19 protein-coding genes are annotated in these 17,032 nt (G+C 70.0%); 12 read left to right on the top strand and 7 right to left on the bottom strand.

The window, feature by feature from the left end:
* Nucleotides 1-11: 11 nt before the first annotated feature.
* From ABZX61_RS06370 to ABZX61_RS06345, 6 genes are all read right to left on the bottom strand, one after another.
* Nucleotides 12-1,313, bottom strand: coding sequence for an ABC transporter substrate-binding protein (locus ABZX61_RS06370; protein ID WP_355191986.1), 1,302 nt, complete (start codon nt 1,311-1,313; stop codon nt 12-14).
* Nucleotides 1,313-2,599 (bottom strand): alpha-glucosidase/alpha-galactosidase, encoded by a 1,287-nt coding sequence (locus tag ABZX61_RS06365; RefSeq protein WP_355191984.1) that lies wholly within the window; start codon nt 2,597-2,599, stop codon nt 1,313-1,315. The genes ABZX61_RS06370 and ABZX61_RS06365 overlap by 1 nt, the downstream gene beginning before the upstream one ends.
* Complete coding sequence (locus ABZX61_RS06360; protein WP_355191982.1) at nt 2,596-3,510, bottom strand: sugar kinase; 915 nt, start codon at nt 3,508-3,510, stop codon at nt 2,596-2,598. The genes ABZX61_RS06365 and ABZX61_RS06360 overlap by 4 nt, the downstream gene beginning before the upstream one ends.
* The gene (locus ABZX61_RS06355) at nt 3,500-4,366 is read right to left on the bottom strand and encodes an endo alpha-1,4 polygalactosaminidase (RefSeq protein WP_355191980.1); all 867 of its coding nucleotides are present in this window, start codon (nt 4,364-4,366) and stop codon (nt 3,500-3,502) included. The genes ABZX61_RS06360 and ABZX61_RS06355 overlap by 11 nt, the downstream gene beginning before the upstream one ends.
* Nucleotides 4,367-4,579: 213 nt before the next feature.
* Nucleotides 4,580-5,143 carry a hypothetical protein gene (locus tag ABZX61_RS06350; RefSeq protein WP_355191978.1) on the bottom strand — a complete coding sequence of 188 codons (564 nt, stop codon included), beginning with the start codon at nt 5,141-5,143 and terminating at the stop codon, nt 4,580-4,582.
* 93 nt (nt 5,144-5,236) lie between these two features.
* Complete coding sequence (locus tag ABZX61_RS06345) at nt 5,237-5,665, bottom strand: CBS domain-containing protein (protein WP_350726467.1); 429 nt, start codon at nt 5,663-5,665, stop codon at nt 5,237-5,239.
* Nucleotides 5,666-5,922: 257 nt separating this feature from the next.
* Between ABZX61_RS06345 and ABZX61_RS06340 the strand changes: the two genes are divergently transcribed.
* Genes ABZX61_RS06340 through ABZX61_RS06290 form a run of 11 tightly spaced genes read left to right on the top strand, consistent with a single transcriptional unit; the run spans nt 5,923 to nt 15,539 of the window.
* Nucleotides 5,923-6,714: an ABC transporter permease gene (locus tag ABZX61_RS06340; protein WP_350726465.1), complete on the top strand. Its 792-nt coding sequence runs from the start codon at nt 5,923-5,925 to the stop codon at nt 6,712-6,714.
* Nucleotides 6,714-7,571, top strand: coding sequence for an ABC transporter permease (locus tag ABZX61_RS06335; protein WP_313045386.1), 858 nt, complete (start codon nt 6,714-6,716; stop codon nt 7,569-7,571). The genes ABZX61_RS06340 and ABZX61_RS06335 overlap by 1 nt, the downstream gene beginning before the upstream one ends.
* Nucleotides 7,572-7,575: 4 nt before the next feature.
* Entirely contained in the window at nt 7,576-8,595 is a 1,020-nt protein-coding gene (locus ABZX61_RS06330) for an MlaD family protein (protein WP_355191975.1), read from the top strand.
* Between the two features lies 1 nt (nt 8,596).
* Entirely contained in the window at nt 8,597-9,631 is a 1,035-nt protein-coding gene (locus ABZX61_RS06325) for an MCE family protein (RefSeq protein ID WP_355191973.1), read from the top strand.
* Nucleotides 9,631-10,656: an MlaD family protein gene (locus tag ABZX61_RS06320; protein WP_355191971.1), complete on the top strand. Its 1,026-nt coding sequence runs from the start codon at nt 9,631-9,633 to the stop codon at nt 10,654-10,656. Before ABZX61_RS06325 ends, ABZX61_RS06320 begins: the two co-directional genes overlap by 1 nt.
* Nucleotides 10,653-11,684, top strand: coding sequence for an MCE family protein (locus tag ABZX61_RS06315; protein ID WP_355191969.1), 1,032 nt, complete (start codon nt 10,653-10,655; stop codon nt 11,682-11,684). The genes ABZX61_RS06320 and ABZX61_RS06315 overlap by 4 nt, the downstream gene beginning before the upstream one ends.
* A complete protein-coding gene (locus tag ABZX61_RS06310) occupies nt 11,681-12,685 on the top strand; it encodes an MCE family protein (protein ID WP_355191967.1) in 1,005 nt (334 codons plus the stop codon). The genes ABZX61_RS06315 and ABZX61_RS06310 overlap by 4 nt, the downstream gene beginning before the upstream one ends.
* On the top strand, nt 12,682-14,049 hold the full coding sequence (locus tag ABZX61_RS06305) for an MCE family protein (protein ID WP_355191965.1): 1,368 nt from the start codon (nt 12,682-12,684) through the stop codon (nt 14,047-14,049). The genes ABZX61_RS06310 and ABZX61_RS06305 overlap by 4 nt, the downstream gene beginning before the upstream one ends.
* Entirely contained in the window at nt 14,046-14,744 is a 699-nt protein-coding gene (locus ABZX61_RS06300) for a hypothetical protein (protein ID WP_355191963.1), read from the top strand. The genes ABZX61_RS06305 and ABZX61_RS06300 overlap by 4 nt, the downstream gene beginning before the upstream one ends.
* A 17-nt stretch (nt 14,745-14,761) precedes the next feature.
* Nucleotides 14,762-15,349 (top strand): 4'-phosphopantetheinyl transferase superfamily protein, encoded by a 588-nt coding sequence (locus ABZX61_RS06295; protein ID WP_350726450.1) that lies wholly within the window; start codon nt 14,762-14,764, stop codon nt 15,347-15,349.
* A 10-nt stretch (nt 15,350-15,359) separates the two neighbouring features.
* On the top strand, nt 15,360-15,539 hold the full coding sequence (locus ABZX61_RS06290) for a hypothetical protein (RefSeq protein WP_350726448.1): 180 nt from the start codon (nt 15,360-15,362) through the stop codon (nt 15,537-15,539).
* 17 nt (nt 15,540-15,556) lie between these two features.
* On the opposite strand, the gene ABZX61_RS06285 is transcribed toward ABZX61_RS06290, so the two are convergent.
* Nucleotides 15,557-16,486 carry a cation diffusion facilitator family transporter gene (locus ABZX61_RS06285; RefSeq protein ID WP_355191961.1) on the bottom strand — a complete coding sequence of 310 codons (930 nt, stop codon included), beginning with the start codon at nt 16,484-16,486 and terminating at the stop codon, nt 15,557-15,559.
* Between the two features lie 34 nt (nt 16,487-16,520).
* On the opposite strand from ABZX61_RS06285, the gene ABZX61_RS06280 reads away from it, so the two are divergent.
* Nucleotides 16,521-16,979 carry a MarR family transcriptional regulator gene (locus ABZX61_RS06280; protein ID WP_350726444.1) on the top strand — a complete coding sequence of 153 codons (459 nt, stop codon included), beginning with the start codon at nt 16,521-16,523 and terminating at the stop codon, nt 16,977-16,979.
* Nucleotides 16,980-17,032 lie beyond the last annotated feature (53 nt).

The raw sequence follows: 17,032 nt of genomic DNA, 5'->3' as shown, positions 1-17,032 counted from the left end.
CGCCGGGGCTGTCATCGCGAGCGCCCCAGCACCGCGTCGGCCTCGGTCGCGGCCTTGGTGAGGGCCTGCTGCGCGGGCGTGCCGCCGACCAGCGCCTGGGCGATCGCGTTGCCGACCTTCTCGGAGAACTCCGGGTACGCCGGCAGGGGCGGCCTGGCCTGCTTGGCGTTCTCGAGGTTCGCGGTGAAGACGTCGATGCCGGGGAAGTCCTTGACGAACTTCTGGTACGCCGGCAGCGCGGTCGTGGCCTTGCGCAGCGGCAGGTTGCCCAGGCCGAGCGACCACCGGGCGTCCTGCTCCGGCCTGGTCAGCCAGGTCAGGAACTCGGCGGCGGTCTTGGCCCGGCGCGACCCGTTGTCGAACACGACCCAGTTGTCCGGGCCGGCGACCGTCTCGTGGTTGCCGTTGTAGCCGGGCAGCACCTGCACGCCGTAGGAGATCTTATGGTCGATGATGTCCAGCAGCGCGTACGGCGCCGCCGCGATCATCCCGATCTTGCCGCTCTGGAACAGCGGCACGAACTTCTCACCATTTTGATCGAGATATACGGACTTATCCTGCTGGGCCATGGCACTCCACAGATCGAGCGCCTGCGTCGCCTGCGGCGTGTTGAACGCCGACTTCTTCCCGTCCGGCGTCAGGATAGAGCCGCCCTGCTGCCAGATCATCGGCCAGAACCGCCACACGGTGTCCTCGAGACCGGTCACGGGGTACGCGGTGCCGTACACGCCGCCGCCGGTCAGCTTCTTCGCCGTGGCCCGGAAGTCGTCCCAGGTCCAGTCCTTGGACGGGTACGGCAGCCCCGCCGCGTCGAACAGCTTCTTGTTGTAGATGACGGCCAGGTTGTCGACCAGCGCGGGGACGCCGACGACCTTGCCGTTCACCTCCGACACGGCCCGCTCCGACGGCCAGAAGTCGTCCCACCCGAACCCGGGGGCCTTCACGGTGGCGGCCAGGTCGTACACCTTGGGGTTACGCGCCAGGTTCGGCATCCACGTGCCGTACATGTACGCGATGTCGGGCGCCTTGCCGCCGGCCAGCACCGCCTGGACCTTCTGCAGCATGTCGTCCACGTTCGTGGACCCGACGGCGGGCGTGATCTTCACGTCCGGGTGGGCCTTGGAGTACTCGGCGGCCAGCTCCTCGATGACCTTGGCCTGCAGCTCCGTCTGGCCGTGCCACCAGGTGATCTCGACCGGGCCCGAGGCGTCGTCGGAGGAGGAGGAGGAGCCGCAGGCCGTCAGCAGCCCGGCGACCAGGACGAGCGCCGCCGTGCCTTTCATGACGGGGCTCTTCATGACGGGGCTCTTCATCACCGGCTCCTGAGGGACTCGGGCATCAGCTCGCCGTGGGCCTCGATCAGCGCGCCGCACAACTCGTCGATCTGCTCGACGGTGAGGGTGGCGGCGGTGTTCGGGTCGGCCATCATGGCGTGCCGGACGTGCTCGGGCCGCCCCTCGGTGACGGCGCGCACGGTCAGCTCGTTGACGTTGACATAGGCGCGGTTGAGCGCCACGCACTGCGCGGGCAGGTCGCCGACGGCCATCGGGCGGACGCCGAGCGCGTCGGCCACGCACGGCACCTCCACCACGCAGCCGTCCGGCAGGTTTGCGACCAGGCCCCTGTTCTGGACGTTCCCGTAGACGACCCGGCTGGTGCCGGTGGTGACGCTGTGGATGATCTGCGGGGCGTATTCCATGGTCCCCTCCACGGTGATCGGCCGTCCCGCGCGCAGCGCGTCGCGGGTGGCCTCGTACTGGCGCACGTTCTCCTCGCTGATGCCGATGTACGCGCCCACGGGGATCCGCAGGCGCTCGATCTCGTTCTCGTCATGCAGGTACCAGGGCACGTACTCGGCCGAGTGCTCGCTCGTCTCGGTCGGGTAGTAGCCGAGCCTGCGGTACATGTCCACGCGCACCCGGCGCAGCAGGCCGGGGTCGCGCTCGATGGCCTCGTCCAGGCGCGGGTAGAGGTCCTGTCCGCCGGACTCGAAGCGCAGCATCCACGACTGGTGGTTGACGCCCGCCGCGAGGTACGACACCTCCTCCAGCGGCACCCCGACCAGTTCGGCCAGGTCGTGGGCGGTCCAGTAGATGGAGTGGCAGAGCCCGACGACGTTGCGCACGGGGGTGGCGGCGGCCAGGTACCAGACGTTCATGGCCATCGGGTTGGTGTAGTTGAGCAGCCACGCGTCCGGGCACACCTCGGCCATGGCCCGCCCGATCCGGTCGAGCGCCGGGAAGGTGCGCAGGGCGCGGAAGATGCCGCCCACGCCGATGGTGTCGGCGATCGTCTGGCGCAGCCCGTACCGGGCGGGCACCTCGAAGTCGACGCGGGTCGCGTCGATCATGCCGACCTGGATCATGTTGATCGCGAAGTCGGCGCCTTCGAGAGCCTGGCGCAGGTCGAGGTGGGCGGAGATCTTGACGGGCCGCCCGGCCGCGATGACGCGGGCGGCGGCCTCTGCGGTGTCCAGCCGCTCGGGGTGGATGTCGTGCAGCGCCACCTCGAACTCCCCCAGATCGGGGAAGGCGACCAGGTCCGCCAGCAGCCCTTGAGTGAACTCGACGCTCCCGGCGCCGAGAAAGACGATCTTCATAGGTCCTTCCAGGTGGGCTGGGCGGCGGTGCCGCCGGCGGCCTGGGTCGAAAGGGATCCGCAGGTCACGGCCACGCGCAGGCATTCGCGCAGGCTCATCCCGCGCAGCCGCGCGGCGAGGAGGCCGGCGTTGAAGCTGTCGCCGGCGCCGACGGTGTCCACCGGCTCGACGGGGACGGCGGGGGCCCGGGTCAGCTCGCCCGCCCGCCACGCCAGCGCGCCGTCGCCGCCGTCCTTGACGACCACGGTGGGGCCGAGCCCGCCGATCCGGGCCGCCGCGGCCTCGAGGCATTCGGGGCCGGTGTCGAAGAGCCGGGCGGCTATGGCCCGGGCCTCGGCGGCGTTCGGGAGGAACACGTCCACCTCGGCCAGCACCTCCCCGAGCCCTTCCCACTCCCCGGCGGGGTCGTCGTTGGTGTCCAGCGAGGTGGTCGCGCCCGCGCGCCGCTCCTCCGCCAGGAAGCCCGGCAGTCCGGGCGCGAGCCCCGGTTGCAGGAAATATGACGACACGTGGACGTGGCGGGCCACGCCGCGCGGCAGGTCCTCCACGGTCAGGTATGGCAGGCAGCCGGGCGAGGTGAGGATGGCCCGGTCCGAACCGTCGGCCAGCACCACGGTCATGGCCGTGGGCCGGGAGTCGATCACGCAGCGGGAGACGTCCACGCCCCGGTCGGCCAGGGCGTCCAGCACGAAGCGCCCGGCCGCGTCGTCGCCCACGCGACCCGCGAACGCGGTCCGCAGACCCAGCCGGGCCGCCCCGCACGCGGTGATCGCGCCGGACCCGCCGAGCACCAGGTCGCCGCCGGAGACGAGCTGTTCGCGCTGGCCGTACGCCAACCCGCGCGGCGCTCCGGAGAGCACCACGTCGGGGTTGGCGTCACCGACGACCAGCAGGTCGAAGTCACGCGCCACGGCAGGGCACGCGGTAGGCGTCGAGCTCGTACTTCTTCTTCAGCGAGTTGAAGTTCTGGGCGTTGGACTTGGCGCAGAAGGCCGAGGTGGCCAGGTTGTACTCGACGTTGAACACGGCCTTGCCCGCCTTGACGAACTGGTCGTATCCGTAGTCGTCGTTCTGCGCGGTGGTGCACTCGGTGTGCTCCCAGCACTCCTCGTTCACCGCGAAGTCGAAGTACGGCAGCAGCGCCGGGATCTGCTCGATGTCGTTCTTGAGCGCGACCGACAGGCCCCTCTTGTGGGCCTCGTTGGCGAACCAGGTGTTGTAGGCGAGCTGGTCGGCGGCCTTGAGCGGGAAGCCGCTGGCGTTGCTGTAGCCGTCGACGTTGTCGGGCTCCACGGCGTCGAACCCGGCGGCCTTGCACATGTCGAGCCGGGCCTTCATGATCTGGCCGAGCTTGCCGGTGTATGTGCGGATGTCGAGCCAGCGCTCACCCGGCCAGTCCTCCAGCGGCTTGCCGAGCACCTCGGCAGGGAACTGGCTCGCGTCCGGGCGCCAGTCCTCGAACGTGCCCGCGCTGATGTAGCAGACGACGCCGCGGCCCGGCTTGTCCGCCTTGAGCGACTTGACGATCGCGCCGTCCTTGGCGGCGAAGCCGTCGATGTCGAACATCTGCACGTTCGGGTACGGCTTGGTCGGCAGGGACGAGAGCTGCCACTGCCAGGACGTGTTCAGCGCGGGCTTCCAGCAGCCGTTGCAGGCGACAGGGGCGGGCAACGCCCTGGCCTCGGTGGTCGCGGCGGCGGCGGGGGCGGTGACGAGAGCGGTGGCGGCCAGGGCGGCCGCAGAGATCACAGCAGGGAGACGGCGCAACAGGCACTCCTCGCGTACGGAACGGGTGCGGATCAATGGCGCTGCGCGCTGTTCCGCACTCTCCGAGTCGCGTCCTGGCCAGGGACACCGGAGTGGCGTGGCCCATAACCGTAGGACGTCACGCCAGCACGCTCCAGGCGTGCCTCCCTTCTTACTTGCCGCACAGAATTGCGCATTCCTGCTCTTTTGTCCAGAGTTTGACGCACAAAAGCATCATGCTCTGATCCACTCCGCGCATCCGGCGGTCCTGAACGCCTTGTCCGTGGCCAGGATGGTGACGCTGACCGAACCTGTCGGCATGCCGCTCGCGATCTCGTCCCCCGTGGCGCTCCGCAGCCTGGCCCAGTAGCACATGGGGATCCCCGAGGTCGGGCCCGCCGTGCGGTAGGTGCCCGGCTGGATGTCCGCGCCCACGACGAGCGTCCGCATGGACACGTTGTTGAACGCGGGACTGCCGGTCCCCCCGCTCGGCGGGCCGGTCTGACCCGGCGGGTTCTGGCCGGGCGCCGTCTGACCCGGCCCGGGCGGGGTGGCGCCAGGCTGGGTGGCGCCGGGCTGGGTGGCCGGTGGCTGCGTTCCCTGCGGCTGCGTGGGCTGCGTTGGCTGCGTGGGCTGGACCGGCGACGACGGGCCGGGGCCGGTGGCCTCGGGCTCCGGCGGCTGCGTGCCCTCGACCGTGACCGTGACCCGGGGGGCGGGCTCCTCGGACGACTCGGACGCGCCGAACCCCACGAAGACCCCCAGCAGGAACCCGAGCAGAGCGGCGAGTCCGGCCACGAGCACGATGATCGTCGGACTGCTTGTCGCCCGCGGATACTCAGGCGGATATTCAGGAGGCCCGTACATCACGGACCAAGGGTGCCATCCCTATCAACGGTGGAGATAGTCGACGAGCGACGCCTTCTCCGTCTCCAGCTCCTCGATCGCGCTCTTGACCACGTCGCCGATGCTCACGATGCCCACGAGCCGGCCGTTCTCGACCACCGGCATGTGCCGGAACCGCTGCGTGGTCATGATCTGCCGCAGCGAGTCGACGTTCTCGCCGGGCCCCACCGTGCGCACCTGAGTGGTCATGATCGCGGATACCGGGCCGTCGAGGATCGCCGGGCCGCGGTCGTGCAGGCGGCGCACGACGTCGCGTTCGGACGCGATGCCCTCGATGGTGAGGCCGTCGGTGGAGACCACCGCGGCACCGATGTTGCGCTCGGCGAGCGTGGCCAGCAGCTCGCGCACTGTCGCCCCGGGCGACACGGTCGCCACATCACTTCCCTTGGCGCGAAGAATCGTCCCGATGAGCATGTTGCACCACCTCTTGCACCTCAGTCTTCCAGGCCTTGCGTACAGGCAAACAACCCCAGGGGGATGACGTCAAGGGGAGCCGGGTTGTAACGGGGCGGTCACTTTTCGTGCCTGGCTGACAACATGTGACCTGCGTCTCATACCTTTCGCGCAAATTCCCACGAAAGCATCGACTACTAGACAACCCGTCAGTAGGGTTGCCACTCATCTCATCCGTAGGCGGCGGAGGTGGTCATGGCGGTAACCCGAGGTCGCCGATGACCCTGTCCGGGTACATCGGACGCCGGGCCGGCTCGACGCTCGGCCAGATCGGTGAGCTGTTCGTCATCGTCCTGGAGGGGCTGCGCAGGACCTGGGACATCAGGCGCTGGTGGTGGGAGTTCGTCGAGCAGTGCTGGTTCCTGGCCCGGGTCACCAGCGTCCCGGTCCTGCTGGTCGCCCTGCCGCTGGGCGCCACCGTGGCGCTCCAGGTGGGCGAGCTGGCCAGGCAGCTCGGCGCCAGCTCCGCGACCGGCAGCGCGGTCTTCGTCGGGCTCATCCGCGAGGTGGCGCCGCTGGCCAGCGCGCTGCTGATCGCCGGGGCCGGCGGCAGCGCGATGACCTCCGACATCGGCGCGCGCCACATCCGCGACGAGCTGAGCGCGATGGAGGTCATGTCGGTCAACCCGATCCACCGCCTGGTCACGCCGCGCATGTGGGCGGCCAGCACGGTCGCGGTCTGCCTGTGCCCGCTGGTCATCCTGGCCGGCGCGAGCGGCGGCTACTTCTTCAACGTCGTCGTGCAGGGCGTCACCCCGGGCGCGTACTTCGACGGCGCGTTCTCCCTGGTCGTCGCCTCCGATCTGTACGTGACGCTGTTCAAGGCGTGGATCTTCGGGTTCATCGCGGCGGCGGTCGCCTGCTACAAGGGCATGACGTGCGCCTCCAGCCCCGTCGGCGTGGGGCGGGCGGTCAACCAGGCGACCGTGGTGACGTTCATGCTGGTGTTCGCGTTCAACTACGTGATCTCGGCCGTCTACTTCCTGGCCTACCCGCCGAGGTCGCTGTGATGATGGTGACGCGCACGGCCGGCCTGCGGCTCGCGCTGCGGGGACGGGACGTCGCCGAGCGGTTCGCGACGCTGGCCGACTGGCCGCTGTTCGTGTGGAAGGTGCTGTTCTACTCCGTACGCGACGTCGTCCTGCGGCTCAAGTTCTTCAAGGTCGTCATCAGGCAGGTCAGCGACGTCGTGGTGGGCGTCGGGGCGACCGTCATTGGCGGCGGCATGATCTTCGTGGTGTTCACGATGGCGTTCGTCGTGGGCGCGACCGTGGGCCTGCAGGGCTACCAGGGGCTGCAGGCGATCGGCGCGGAGTCGTTCATGGGCCTGGTGGGCAGCTTCGCGAACGTCCGCGAGATCACCCCGATCATCGCCGCGACGGCGCTGGCGGCGCAGGTGGGCTCGTCGTTCACGGCGGAGCTGGGCGCGATGCGGATCTCGGAGGAGATCGACGCGCTGGAGGTCATGGGCATCAACGCCTTCACGTACCTGATCTGCACCAGGGTCGTGGCGGCGCTGCTGGCGCTGGTGCCGATCTACCTGATCGCGCTCTTCGCCAGCTTCTTCGCCACCCGGCTGATGTGCACGGTGCTGTTCGGCCTGGCGCCGGGGGTCTACGACTACTACTTCTATCTGTATCTGCCGGTCCGGGACATCGCGTTCAGCGTCACCAAGGTCGGCGTGTTCGCCTTCGCGGTCATCGTGATCCACTGCTACCACGGCTTCCACGCCACCGGCGGCCCGGTGGGCGTGGGCGTGGCGGCGGGCCGCGCCATCCGCCAGTCGATCGTCACGATCGTGCTGCTCAATCTGCTGCTGTCGTACCTGTTCTGGGGCAGCGGCGGCAACATACCGCTGACGGGGTGAGCCGGTGGGCCGATTCCAACTCTCCCTCGCCGCCCGGGTGGGCATCGCGTTCGCCGTGCTCGTCGTGCTCGCCGCGGCCACCCTGTACGTCGTCCGCACCGCCACCGAGCTGAGCGGGACCAGGATCGACGCCGTGTTCGCCAGGGCCGGGCAGGGCATGGACGCCGGCTCCCCCGTCAAGATCCGCGGCATCACGGTCGGCAAGGTGACGAGCGTGTCGCTGGACGCCAAGGGCCGGGCCGTGGTGACCATGCACCTCGACTCCGGCGTCAAGGTGCCGGGGTCCACGGTCGCCTCCGTCGAGCCGGCCTCGGTGTTCGGCCCCAAGTTCCTCGACCTCAAGCCCGGCTCCGGCGAGACCACCGGCCCCTACCTGGCCAGTGGCGCCGTCATCACCGACACCGAGGGACCGCTCGACCTGTCCGACACACTCGGCGCCGCCTACCGCGGCCTGGACGCCGTCGACCCGCGCGAGGTCACCGTCATCGTGCACACCCTGGCCCAGGGCCTGGACGGCGAGGGCGAGAACCTGCGCGAGCTGATCGGCGACGCCGGCACGCTCGTCGGCGTCGCGCACCGGCAGCGCGGCCGGGCCCGGCAGTTCCTGCACGACGCCGCCCTGCTGGGCACGGCCCTGCAGGACAAGGGCGACGACCTGGTCTCGATCTCCTCCGACGTCAACGTCATCACCCCCGACCTGCTCGCGCGGGCCGACAAGGTGCGCGCGCTGCTGGACGAGGTCACCTCGGTCTCCGGCCTGGCGGCGCACGGGCTGGCCAAACACCGTCAGGACCTGCGGGCCGGCGTGCACTCCACCGAGCGGGTGGCCGCGCTCATCTACGCCCAGCTCGGCCTGGCCGGCGACGGCGTACGCGGCCTGAACAGGCTGGTCGACCTGCTCAACGAGCTGATCGAGGCGCCCGGGCCGGGCAACACCCGCCAGCTCCAGGTCGAGGCGTTCGTGGCGACCGACGTCTGCGAGCTGATCGTCGGCATTTGCGGCCCGACCGACGGGAGGCGCTGACATGCGCCGGGCCTGGACGTTCGCGCGGTTCGCGGTCTTCGTCGGCGTGTGCGTGGCGCTGATCGCGGTGATCGGCGTGCAGATCGCCCGGGTGAGCACGGACGCCGGATATCCGCTGGTCGCCGTGTTCGACGACGTGTCGGGGCTGAACGAGGGCGACCAGGTGAAGATCGCCGGAGCGCCCGTGGGCCAGGTGGACACGATCAAGGTGGTGGACGGACGGGCCGAGGTGACCATGGAGGTGCAGCAGGGGATCACCGTGCCCGCCGACACCGAGGCCGCCATCCGCTGGCGCAACGCGGTCGGCCAGCGCGTGGTCTACCTGATGCCCGGCACCGCGCCCGGAAAGCTGACGCCGGGGGCGCGCATCACCCGTACGTCCTCCGTCGTGGACATCGGCCAGCTGGTCAGCGACCTCGGCCCGCTCACCCGCAGCCTGGACCCCGACCAGATCAACCAGCTCCTCACCGCCGCCGCCAGGTCGCTCAAGGGCAACGAGCGGAACATCCCGAGGCTGCTCGACAACGTCAACGCCATCACCACCACGGTCACCGAGCGCAGGAAGACCATCGAGCAGTTACTGAAGGACTACGCCACCGTCACCGGCGTGGTCGCCCGGCGCGACAAGCAGATCGAGCAGCTCGTCGACAACCTCGTCACGCTGTCGGAGGCGTTCGCCGACAACCGCGAGCTGATCGACGAGTCGCTGGTGGAGCTGTCGACGACCGTGCACACCTCCAACGAGGTGCTCGGCAAGAACGCCGACGAGCTCGGCCGGCTGGTCGACAACCTGTCGGGCCTGACCGGCGGCATCAGGCGGCACGTGAACGAGATCGACAGGACGGTCAGCACGTTCCAGCCGCTGTTCGCCCGCGCGTACCAGACCGTGGACCGCGGCCGCTACTTCATCACCGCGGTCCCGTGCGTGGCGCTGAGCGCCGCGCCCTGCCCGTACGGGATGCAGGCGCCGCCGCCGCTGCGCAACACCCGGGTCCAGAGCACGAAGGACCTGCAGAAGCTGCTGGTGGGCGAGTGATGGCGCTCAAGTCCTTCCGCGACCGCAACCGGATCGTCGTCGGCCTCGTGTCGCTGGCCACGCTCGCCGCGATCCTCGTCGGCACGTTCCTGGTCGGCAACCTGGGGCTGCTGGAGGGCGGCTACTCCATGTCGGGCGTGTTCGTGGACTCCGGCGGGCTGCGCACCGGAAACGACGTCAGGGTCGCCGGGGTGCGCATCGGCAAGGTCACCGAGGTCCGCGCCGACTACGCGCAGGGCGACGTCGTGGTCACCTGGAAGGTGGACGACGGCGTACGGCTCGGCCGCGGCACCCGGGCCGACATCGCCCTGTCGAACCTGCTCGGCGGCCGGTACGTCAAGCTCACCGGCCCCGTCACGGCCCCGTTCATGGACCAGCTCCCCGAGGGGCAACGGCGCATCCCCGTGACGCGGACCGGCGTGCCCACCCTGATCAACGACGCCATCAAGGACGCCACCCGGCTGGTCCAGCGCCTGGACACCGACGCCGTGGACGACCTGCTCACCGAGCTGGACAAGGTCGACCTCGGCAAGCGCGGCCGCATCACCCGGCTGCTGCGCAACATCGGCGACCTGTCGGACACGATCAGCAAGAGCGAGCCGCAGCTCCAGCGCCTCATCGACAACGGCACCCGGATCATGAACGTCCTGGAGAAGAAGGACAGGCAGCTCGCGCGGCTCATCGACGCGATCAGCGTCATGCTGGCCGAGCTCCGCCGGCGGCGCGCGGAGCTGCGCACGCTGCTGGGCGACGGCAGCGACCTGGTGCGCAGCACGACCAAGCTGATCAACGAGCACGAGAAGACTCTCGTCCAGGTGCTGGACGACAACGCGGCCATCACGACGCGGCTCAGCGGCAGCAACAAGCAGTTCAATTCGCTCCTGGCATGGGCGGGCCCGACGTTCTCCGGCCTGTCCACGATGGGCGGTCAAGGCCCGTGGCTCGAGGCCATAGCCACGGGCCTCGGCCCCATCAACCCGGAGGTGCTCGCCGCCATCTCCAAGGACAGGAAGAGCGCCAAATGAGACGACTCGTGGCGGTCCTGCTGGCCGTGGCCGGGGTGTTCCTGACATCAGGGTGCACCGTGCTGGGGCCGGAGCCGTACCGGCTGGTGGCGATCTTCCGCAAGGCGCCCTCCCTGTACGAGCAGGCGCGGGTCAAGGTGATGGGGCTGGACGCCGGATATGTCGAGAAGATCCGGATCGATGGGGACAAGGTGAGAGTCGACCTGCTGGTGGACCGGCAGGTGCCGCTCCCGGCCAAGGTGAAGGCCGTGGTCGCGCCGCAGAACACGCTCGGCGAGCGGAACGTCGTCCTCTACCCCCCGTGGAAGCCCGGCGACCAGAAGGTCGCGCCGGGGACGGTCATCCCCCTGGAGCGCACCGACCTGCCGGTGGAGATCGACGACGCGCTCGACGCGTTCACCAAGCTCACCGACGCGCTCGACGACAAGAAGCTGGGCTCCGTGGCGAGCGACCTGGCCGACGGGGTCAGGGGGCGCGGCAAGACCATCAACAACGCCATCGACGACACCTCCCGGCTCACCGGCACCCTGGCCAAGCAGGACCAGCAGCTCGTCGACCTGGCCAAGGGGCTGAACCGGCTGGCCACCGGCCTCAACCGGCGCGAGAGCCAGGTGACGGGCGCGATCGACGCGTTCGCCGAGGCCAGTTCGATCCTGGCGGAGGAGCGGCGGCGGCTGCGCGACTTCATCACCGGCATCTCGGACTTCGTGCGGCGCGGCGACGTGATCATCGAGCAGTACTCCGAGCGGCTCCCCCAGGCCGCCGGGACGCTGGCCGAGCTGGTGCTGACCATGCGGGCCAACAGCGCGTCCGTGGCACAGGCGATCAAGGGCGCGGCCGACTTCGCCGACGTGGTGATCGACTCGTGGGACAGGAAGCAGCACGTGCTGAAGATCCGCGTCGTGCTCAACGCGATGACCAAGGCGTGGCTGACGCCGCTGTTCCAATCGCTGAACCTGGGGCGGGTGCCGTGCCTGCCCGCCGGGCTGAGCAACTGCCCCTACGAGCAGCAGGGGAGGCGGCGATGAGGACCCGCCTGCTCGCCGCGATCCTCGCGCTCGCCGTAACGGCGTCGTGCTCGCTCCAGACGCTCGGCGCGACCACCGGCGACCTGACCCTGCACGCGGTCTTCGACGACGTGCAGAGCCTGGTGGCCGGGCACAGCGTGCAGATCTCCGACGTACGGGTGGGCACGGTCACCGACATCCGGCTGGAGGGCTACCGGGCCAAAGTGACGATGTCGATCGTGTCCAAGTACCGGGTGCCCGAGGGCAGCACGGCCACCGTGGCCAAGACGTCGGTGCTGGGCGAGAACTACGTCCTGCTCACGCCGCCCGCGGGCAAGGACCTGGCCACGGGGCCGTACCTGAGCAACGGCGCCACCATCGCCGACACGTCGGTCGAGCCGGACATCGAGCAGGTCACCGCGAAGGCCGGGCCGCTCATCGAGGCACTCGGCGCGCAGGACGTGAACGCCATCCTCGACGCGGCCTCCACCGCCTTCGCCGGGAAGGGCGACGACGTCAACAAGCTGATCAAGCAGACGGCCGAGGTCACCGACGCCTACGCCGCGGCCCGCCAGGACCTGGGCACCAGCATCGACGCCCTGGCCAAGCTGGGCGACGACCTCGCCAAGGGCAGCGGCGAGCTGGACCGGCTGCCGGGCACGCTGGCCGCGGCCACCGCGCGGATCGCGCACGGGCGCAAGCACGTCAAGAAGACGATCATCGCGCTCACCCGGCTGGCCAAGGAGGCCAACCTCACCGTCTACCCGCGCCACGCCGCCCGGCTGCGGACGCTGCTGCTGGAGCTGGAGGCCATCTCGTCGGCGATGCAGCGGGGCAAGGAGGACCTGAAGACGCTGGTGGCGCGGCTGCAGAAGTTCATCGACACGCCGCCGATCACGGCCAACGGGCAGGTGCTGATCTACCTGTGGCTGAAGGGCGTCCTGCTGCCCAGGAAATCGTCGCAGGGGCTGCTGCCGAACCGGATCGAGGACTTCCGCCTGCTCCTGGAGCCGCCGCGATGAAAAACCGGATCTATCTGAACCTGGGCTTCTTCGCCGCCCTGGGCGTGGTCATGACCGTCTGGGCGTTCAGCACGATCATCCGGCTCGACGCCATCGAGCGGCCCTACCGGGTCTCGGCCGAGTTCGTGTCGTCGCCGGGGCTCATCCGGGGGTTCGACGTGGCGTACCTGGGGGTGCGGGTCGGCAAGATCGGCGACGTGCGGCTGGCGCCGGGCAAGATCGTGGTCGGCCTCGACATCGACAGGGGGATCCGGCTGCCCCAGGGCGCCACGGCCGAGGTGCGGCGCAAGTCGGCCATCGGGGAGCCGTACGTGGAGCTCTCGCCGCCCGCCACCGGCGTGAAGGGCCCCACGCTCGCGGCCGGGGACACGATCCCGCTGGCCAAGACGTCGGTGCCGCTCGACTACAAGAAGCTGTTCGAGGGCGTCGGCAAGCTGCTGAACGCGGTGCCGCCCCGGGACGCGAAGACGATCACCCATGAACTGGCCGTCGCGCTGGACGGGCGGGCCCCTGCGATCAGGAACATCATCGACGACGCCCACTCCCTGACCGGCACGCTGGCCGACAACGCCGCCGTCCTCGACGACCTGTCGGTGCAGCTCACCCGGCTCACCCACACGCTGGCCGGCAAGCGGGGCGAGCTGGCCTCCGGGATCACCGACCTGAGCACGGTGACGAGCACGCTGCGCGCCTCCCGTGCCGACCTGAACGCCTTCCTCGACCGGGGACCGGGGGTGTTCGCCCAGTTGGACGCGGCCGTCAAGAAGTCCAGGCCGGGGTTCTCGTGCCTGCTGACGGCGCTGGGGCAGCCGCATCGACCGGCGTTCTCGGCGCAGACCGAGCGGAACGTGCACCACCTGCTCAGCATCGTCCCGACCGCGCTCAGCCTGGCGGACGACATCAGCGACCGGCACGGCGACACCGTCTACGGGAGGGCGGCGTTCATCTTCAGCGTGCCGGGCGGGCCGACCCCGGCCGAGGAGTACGCCGGCGCGGTCGGGCCTCCGACGGTGCCCGCCCTGCGCTCCTGCCCCTCCCCCGCCGCTTCCCCGGACTCCGACGACTCCAGCGCAGATCGCCGTACAGATCCGCATCAGGACGCCGCCGGACCGGCGGACACCGCCTCACCCGCTTCGCCCGCCGAGTCCGCGCGTCCGGTGGCGAAGAACACCGAGAAACCGAAACAGCGGCCCGAGGCCACCCCGTCGCCCAGCGGCGCGGCGGCCGCCGGGCCCGCGTCCCGCACCCCGCCGAACGCCACCCCGCTGATTGCCGGGATATTCCTCGCCGTGGTGGCCGGCGGTGGCATCGTGGGCTGGATCGCGACGGGCCGGGCCGCCCGCCGCCGTGAGGAGTCGAGATGACCGCCAAGCAGGACCTCGCCGAGGACGCCCGCACCGATGAGGCCCCCTCCGAGGAAGAGCAGCCTACGGTGGCGGAGGCGACGTCCACCGAAACCGAAGAGGCTCCGGCCGAAGAGGCGGCGGGCGGCAAGGGCGGTGGGCGCGTCACGCGGGCCCGGGTGCTCGGGACGCTGGCGGCGATGCTGGTGGCCGCGCTGGCCGCCACCGCCGTGCTGCAGTGGATCTCCGCCTCGCAGGCCGAGGACGCGCGGGCCAGGCTCGAGTCCGAGCGCGCGCTGCGCCTGGAGGTGTCGGGGGCGGCGAGCGCGTTCAGCAAGGCGCTGCTCAGCTACGACTACCAGAACCTCCAGAACACCCGCTCCACCCTCGCCGCGCAGGCCACGGGCGACTTCCTGGCCACCTACGACGCGGCGTTCGGCGGGGCGATGGCGCAGGTCATCGTCAAGCTCAAGGCCACCTCGCAGGCCACGGTGCGCGAGGTCTACCTGGCCGACGTGGACGAGGCCACCGCGCACGCCATCGTCGTGGTGGACCAGCAGGTGAACACCTCCGAAGCGATCCGCTCCGTCAAGGACTCGCACCTTAAGATCAGCCTTGTGAAGGAGAAGGGGACCTGGAAGATCCATGACGTGACCGTTCTCGGCGCGGCCTCGGAGGACCAGTACAACCTCACCGGCGACAAGAAGAAGGACTGACCATCGGTTCTTTAGCGATGGGTGGCCGCCCCGACGAGGTGCGCGCCCCGGAAGACTGGCTCACCGAGGTGGAGACCGAGCGGGCCGGGCGGTTCAGGTTCGAGGCGGATCGGGCCAGCTTCGTCGCTGCCCACCTGCTCGTACGGCTGTGCGCCGCCGCCGTGCTCGACGTCGAGCCGCAGGGGCTGACCCTGCTGCAGCGCTGCGACCTGCACGGCCTCGGGCACGGGAAGCCGTACATCGAGGAGGCGCCCGAGCTGGGCGTCAGCTTCAGCCACACGCGCGGTTACGTGTGCGCGGCGGCCGGTCCCGGCAAGGTCGGCGTGGACGCGGAGCACGTGCCGCCGGGGCCGCTGGACCCGCTGCTCGCCGACCGGGTGCTCACCCCGCGCGAGCGGGCGATGGTCACCGGCAACGACGAGCTGATCCGGCACTGGACGCGCAAGGAGGCGCTGATCAAGCGCGGCGAGCTGACGCTCGACAGGCTCCGCGCGGGCGGCGACGACCTCGAGGGCCGCCACCTGCTCGAATGGAGCGTGGGGCCGGACATCAGGGTGGCCGTCGTCACAGACACCCCCGCGAGGAGGGCGCCCATCCCCGGATAGACTTGTACACATGTTCTACCGGAAATCCCTGGAGGAGCGGATCGCCGACCGCATGGCCCAGCGGCGGCCCCTCGAAGAGGGGAAGACGTTCGAGCACGGGCCGGCCAAGTTCGTGTTCATCTCCTTCATCGTCATCGTCGTGCTGATGCACGTGATCGGCGTCGCGATCGCCATGCACTACTTCAGCTGACCCGTCCCCTGCCCCCGTCAGCGGCGGCGGGTCGGAGTGGGGTCGAGAAAGACCTGGCTGATCCCCGAGAAGCGCTCCCGCAGCCGCCGCTCCACCTCGTCGCAGGCGATCTCCACACCCGCCGCGCTCGCCACGTCCACGAAGTCGATCTTGGCGGCCACCAGGATGGAGCCGGGCCCGATCATCATGGTGAGCAGCTCGACCACCTCCTCCACCTCTGGCTGGGCCGTCAACTCGGCCTGGATGCCCTCCTCCACGTGCGCGGGCGCGGCCTGGCCGATGAGCAGCGAGATGTTCGACCGGATCAGGATGAGCGCCACCACCAGCAGGAGCAGGCCGATCCCGACCGACGCCAGGCCGTCCCACAGCGCCGAGCCCATCAGCTGCGACCCGGCCAGCCCGGCGGCCGCGATGACCAGGCCCACGAGGGCGGCCGCGTCCTCGAACAGCACGGCCTTCAACGGGGTGTCGGAGGTGATCCGCACCAGCCGGACCGGGTCGAGCTCGTGCCTGGCGGCCTGCCTGCGCAGCTGGGTGAGGGCCTTGGTGAACGAGACGGCCTCGACGGCGAACGCGACGGCCAGCACGATGTACGACGGGGTGAGGTTCGTCAGCTCCTCACCCTTCTCGATCACGTGCAGTCCGTGCGTGATCGAGAACCCGGCCCCGCCCACCAGCGTCGCGACCGCCGCCATCATGGCCCAGAAGAACCCGCTCTTGCCGTGGCCGAACGGATGCCGCCGGTCCGGCGGCCGGCCCGCGCGGCGCACTGCCACCAGCAACAACAGCTCGGTCACGGTGTCGGCGGCCGAGTGGGCCGCCTCCGACAACATCGCCGCCGAGCCGCTGAGGAGACCCGCGAAGAGCTTGGCCACGGCGATCGTCAGATTGGCCGCTCCCGCCACCAGGACGGTGCTCAGGCTCTCTCCCGAATCCCGCTGCTCCATAGCGCTTCACTCTACGTGCGCTAGATTGGAGATCATGAGCGCGCCTCGTTGGCTTTCACCCGCCGAACAGCGTGCCTGGCGCACGCATCTGGCGCTGCACAAGCTTCTCATGCACCGGCTCGACCGGGAGCTGCAGGAGCACCAGCTCTCGTTGAACGACTACGAGATCCTGGTCAACCTCTCGGAGAACGAGGGACGGCGCATGCGGATGAGCGACCTGGCCGACGCGACGATCCAGTCACGCAGCCGGCTGTCGCACCAGATCTCCCGCATGGAGGCCAAGGGTCTCGTGACCAGGGAGGACTGCCGCGACGACCGGCGGGGCACGTTCGCGGTGCTGACCGACGAGGGCTGGGAGACGATCCAGCGGGTGGCGCCGCACCATGTGGCGAGCGTGCGCGAGCACTTCGTCGACCGGCTCACCGACGAGCAGCTCGAAGCGATCGACGCGGCCTACGGGCCGATCGTCGAGCGCCTGAAAAAACTGCGCTGAAAACTGCGCTGAAGAAATTGCGCTGACACCCAACCGATATCCGTGACGCCGCA

This window comes from Nonomuraea sp. NPDC003709 (assembly GCF_040610775.1).
GTDB lineage: Bacteria > Actinomycetota > Actinomycetes > Streptosporangiales > Streptosporangiaceae > Nonomuraea > Nonomuraea angiospora_A.
The sequence above is the reverse complement of the archived record's forward strand: the minus strand, read 5'-3'. Positions and strand labels throughout refer to the sequence as shown.

What these genes read in the sequence shown, in the direction of transcription:
- ABZX61_RS06370 (WP_355191986.1), bottom strand. Translation starts at nt 1,313, where the DNA reads ATGAAGAGCCCCGTCATGAAGAGCCCCGTCATGAAAGGCACGGCGGCG.
- ABZX61_RS06365 (WP_355191984.1), bottom strand. Translation starts at nt 2,599, where the DNA reads ATGAAGATCGTCTTTCTCGGCGCCGGGAGCGTCGAGTTCACTCAAGGG.
- ABZX61_RS06345 (WP_350726467.1), bottom strand. Translation starts at nt 5,665, where the DNA reads ATGCTCATCGGGACGATTCTTCGCGCCAAGGGAAGTGATGTGGCGACC.
- ABZX61_RS06340 (WP_350726465.1), top strand. Translation starts at nt 5,923, where the DNA reads ATGACCCTGTCCGGGTACATCGGACGCCGGGCCGGCTCGACGCTCGGC.
- ABZX61_RS06335 (WP_313045386.1), top strand. Translation starts at nt 6,714, where the DNA reads ATGATGGTGACGCGCACGGCCGGCCTGCGGCTCGCGCTGCGGGGACGG.
- ABZX61_RS06325 (WP_355191973.1), top strand. Translation starts at nt 8,597, where the DNA reads ATGCGCCGGGCCTGGACGTTCGCGCGGTTCGCGGTCTTCGTCGGCGTG.
- ABZX61_RS06320 (WP_355191971.1), top strand. Translation starts at nt 9,631, where the DNA reads ATGGCGCTCAAGTCCTTCCGCGACCGCAACCGGATCGTCGTCGGCCTC.
- ABZX61_RS06315 (WP_355191969.1), top strand. Translation starts at nt 10,653, where the DNA reads ATGAGACGACTCGTGGCGGTCCTGCTGGCCGTGGCCGGGGTGTTCCTG.
- ABZX61_RS06310 (WP_355191967.1), top strand. Translation starts at nt 11,681, where the DNA reads ATGAGGACCCGCCTGCTCGCCGCGATCCTCGCGCTCGCCGTAACGGCG.
- ABZX61_RS06305 (WP_355191965.1), top strand. Translation starts at nt 12,682, where the DNA reads ATGAAAAACCGGATCTATCTGAACCTGGGCTTCTTCGCCGCCCTGGGC.
- ABZX61_RS06300 (WP_355191963.1), top strand. Translation starts at nt 14,046, where the DNA reads ATGACCGCCAAGCAGGACCTCGCCGAGGACGCCCGCACCGATGAGGCC.
- ABZX61_RS06295 (WP_350726450.1), top strand. Translation starts at nt 14,762, where the DNA reads ATGGGTGGCCGCCCCGACGAGGTGCGCGCCCCGGAAGACTGGCTCACC.
- ABZX61_RS06290 (WP_350726448.1), top strand. Translation starts at nt 15,360, where the DNA reads ATGTTCTACCGGAAATCCCTGGAGGAGCGGATCGCCGACCGCATGGCC.
- ABZX61_RS06285 (WP_355191961.1), bottom strand. Translation starts at nt 16,486, where the DNA reads ATGGAGCAGCGGGATTCGGGAGAGAGCCTGAGCACCGTCCTGGTGGCG.
- ABZX61_RS06280 (WP_350726444.1), top strand. Translation starts at nt 16,521, where the DNA reads ATGAGCGCGCCTCGTTGGCTTTCACCCGCCGAACAGCGTGCCTGGCGC.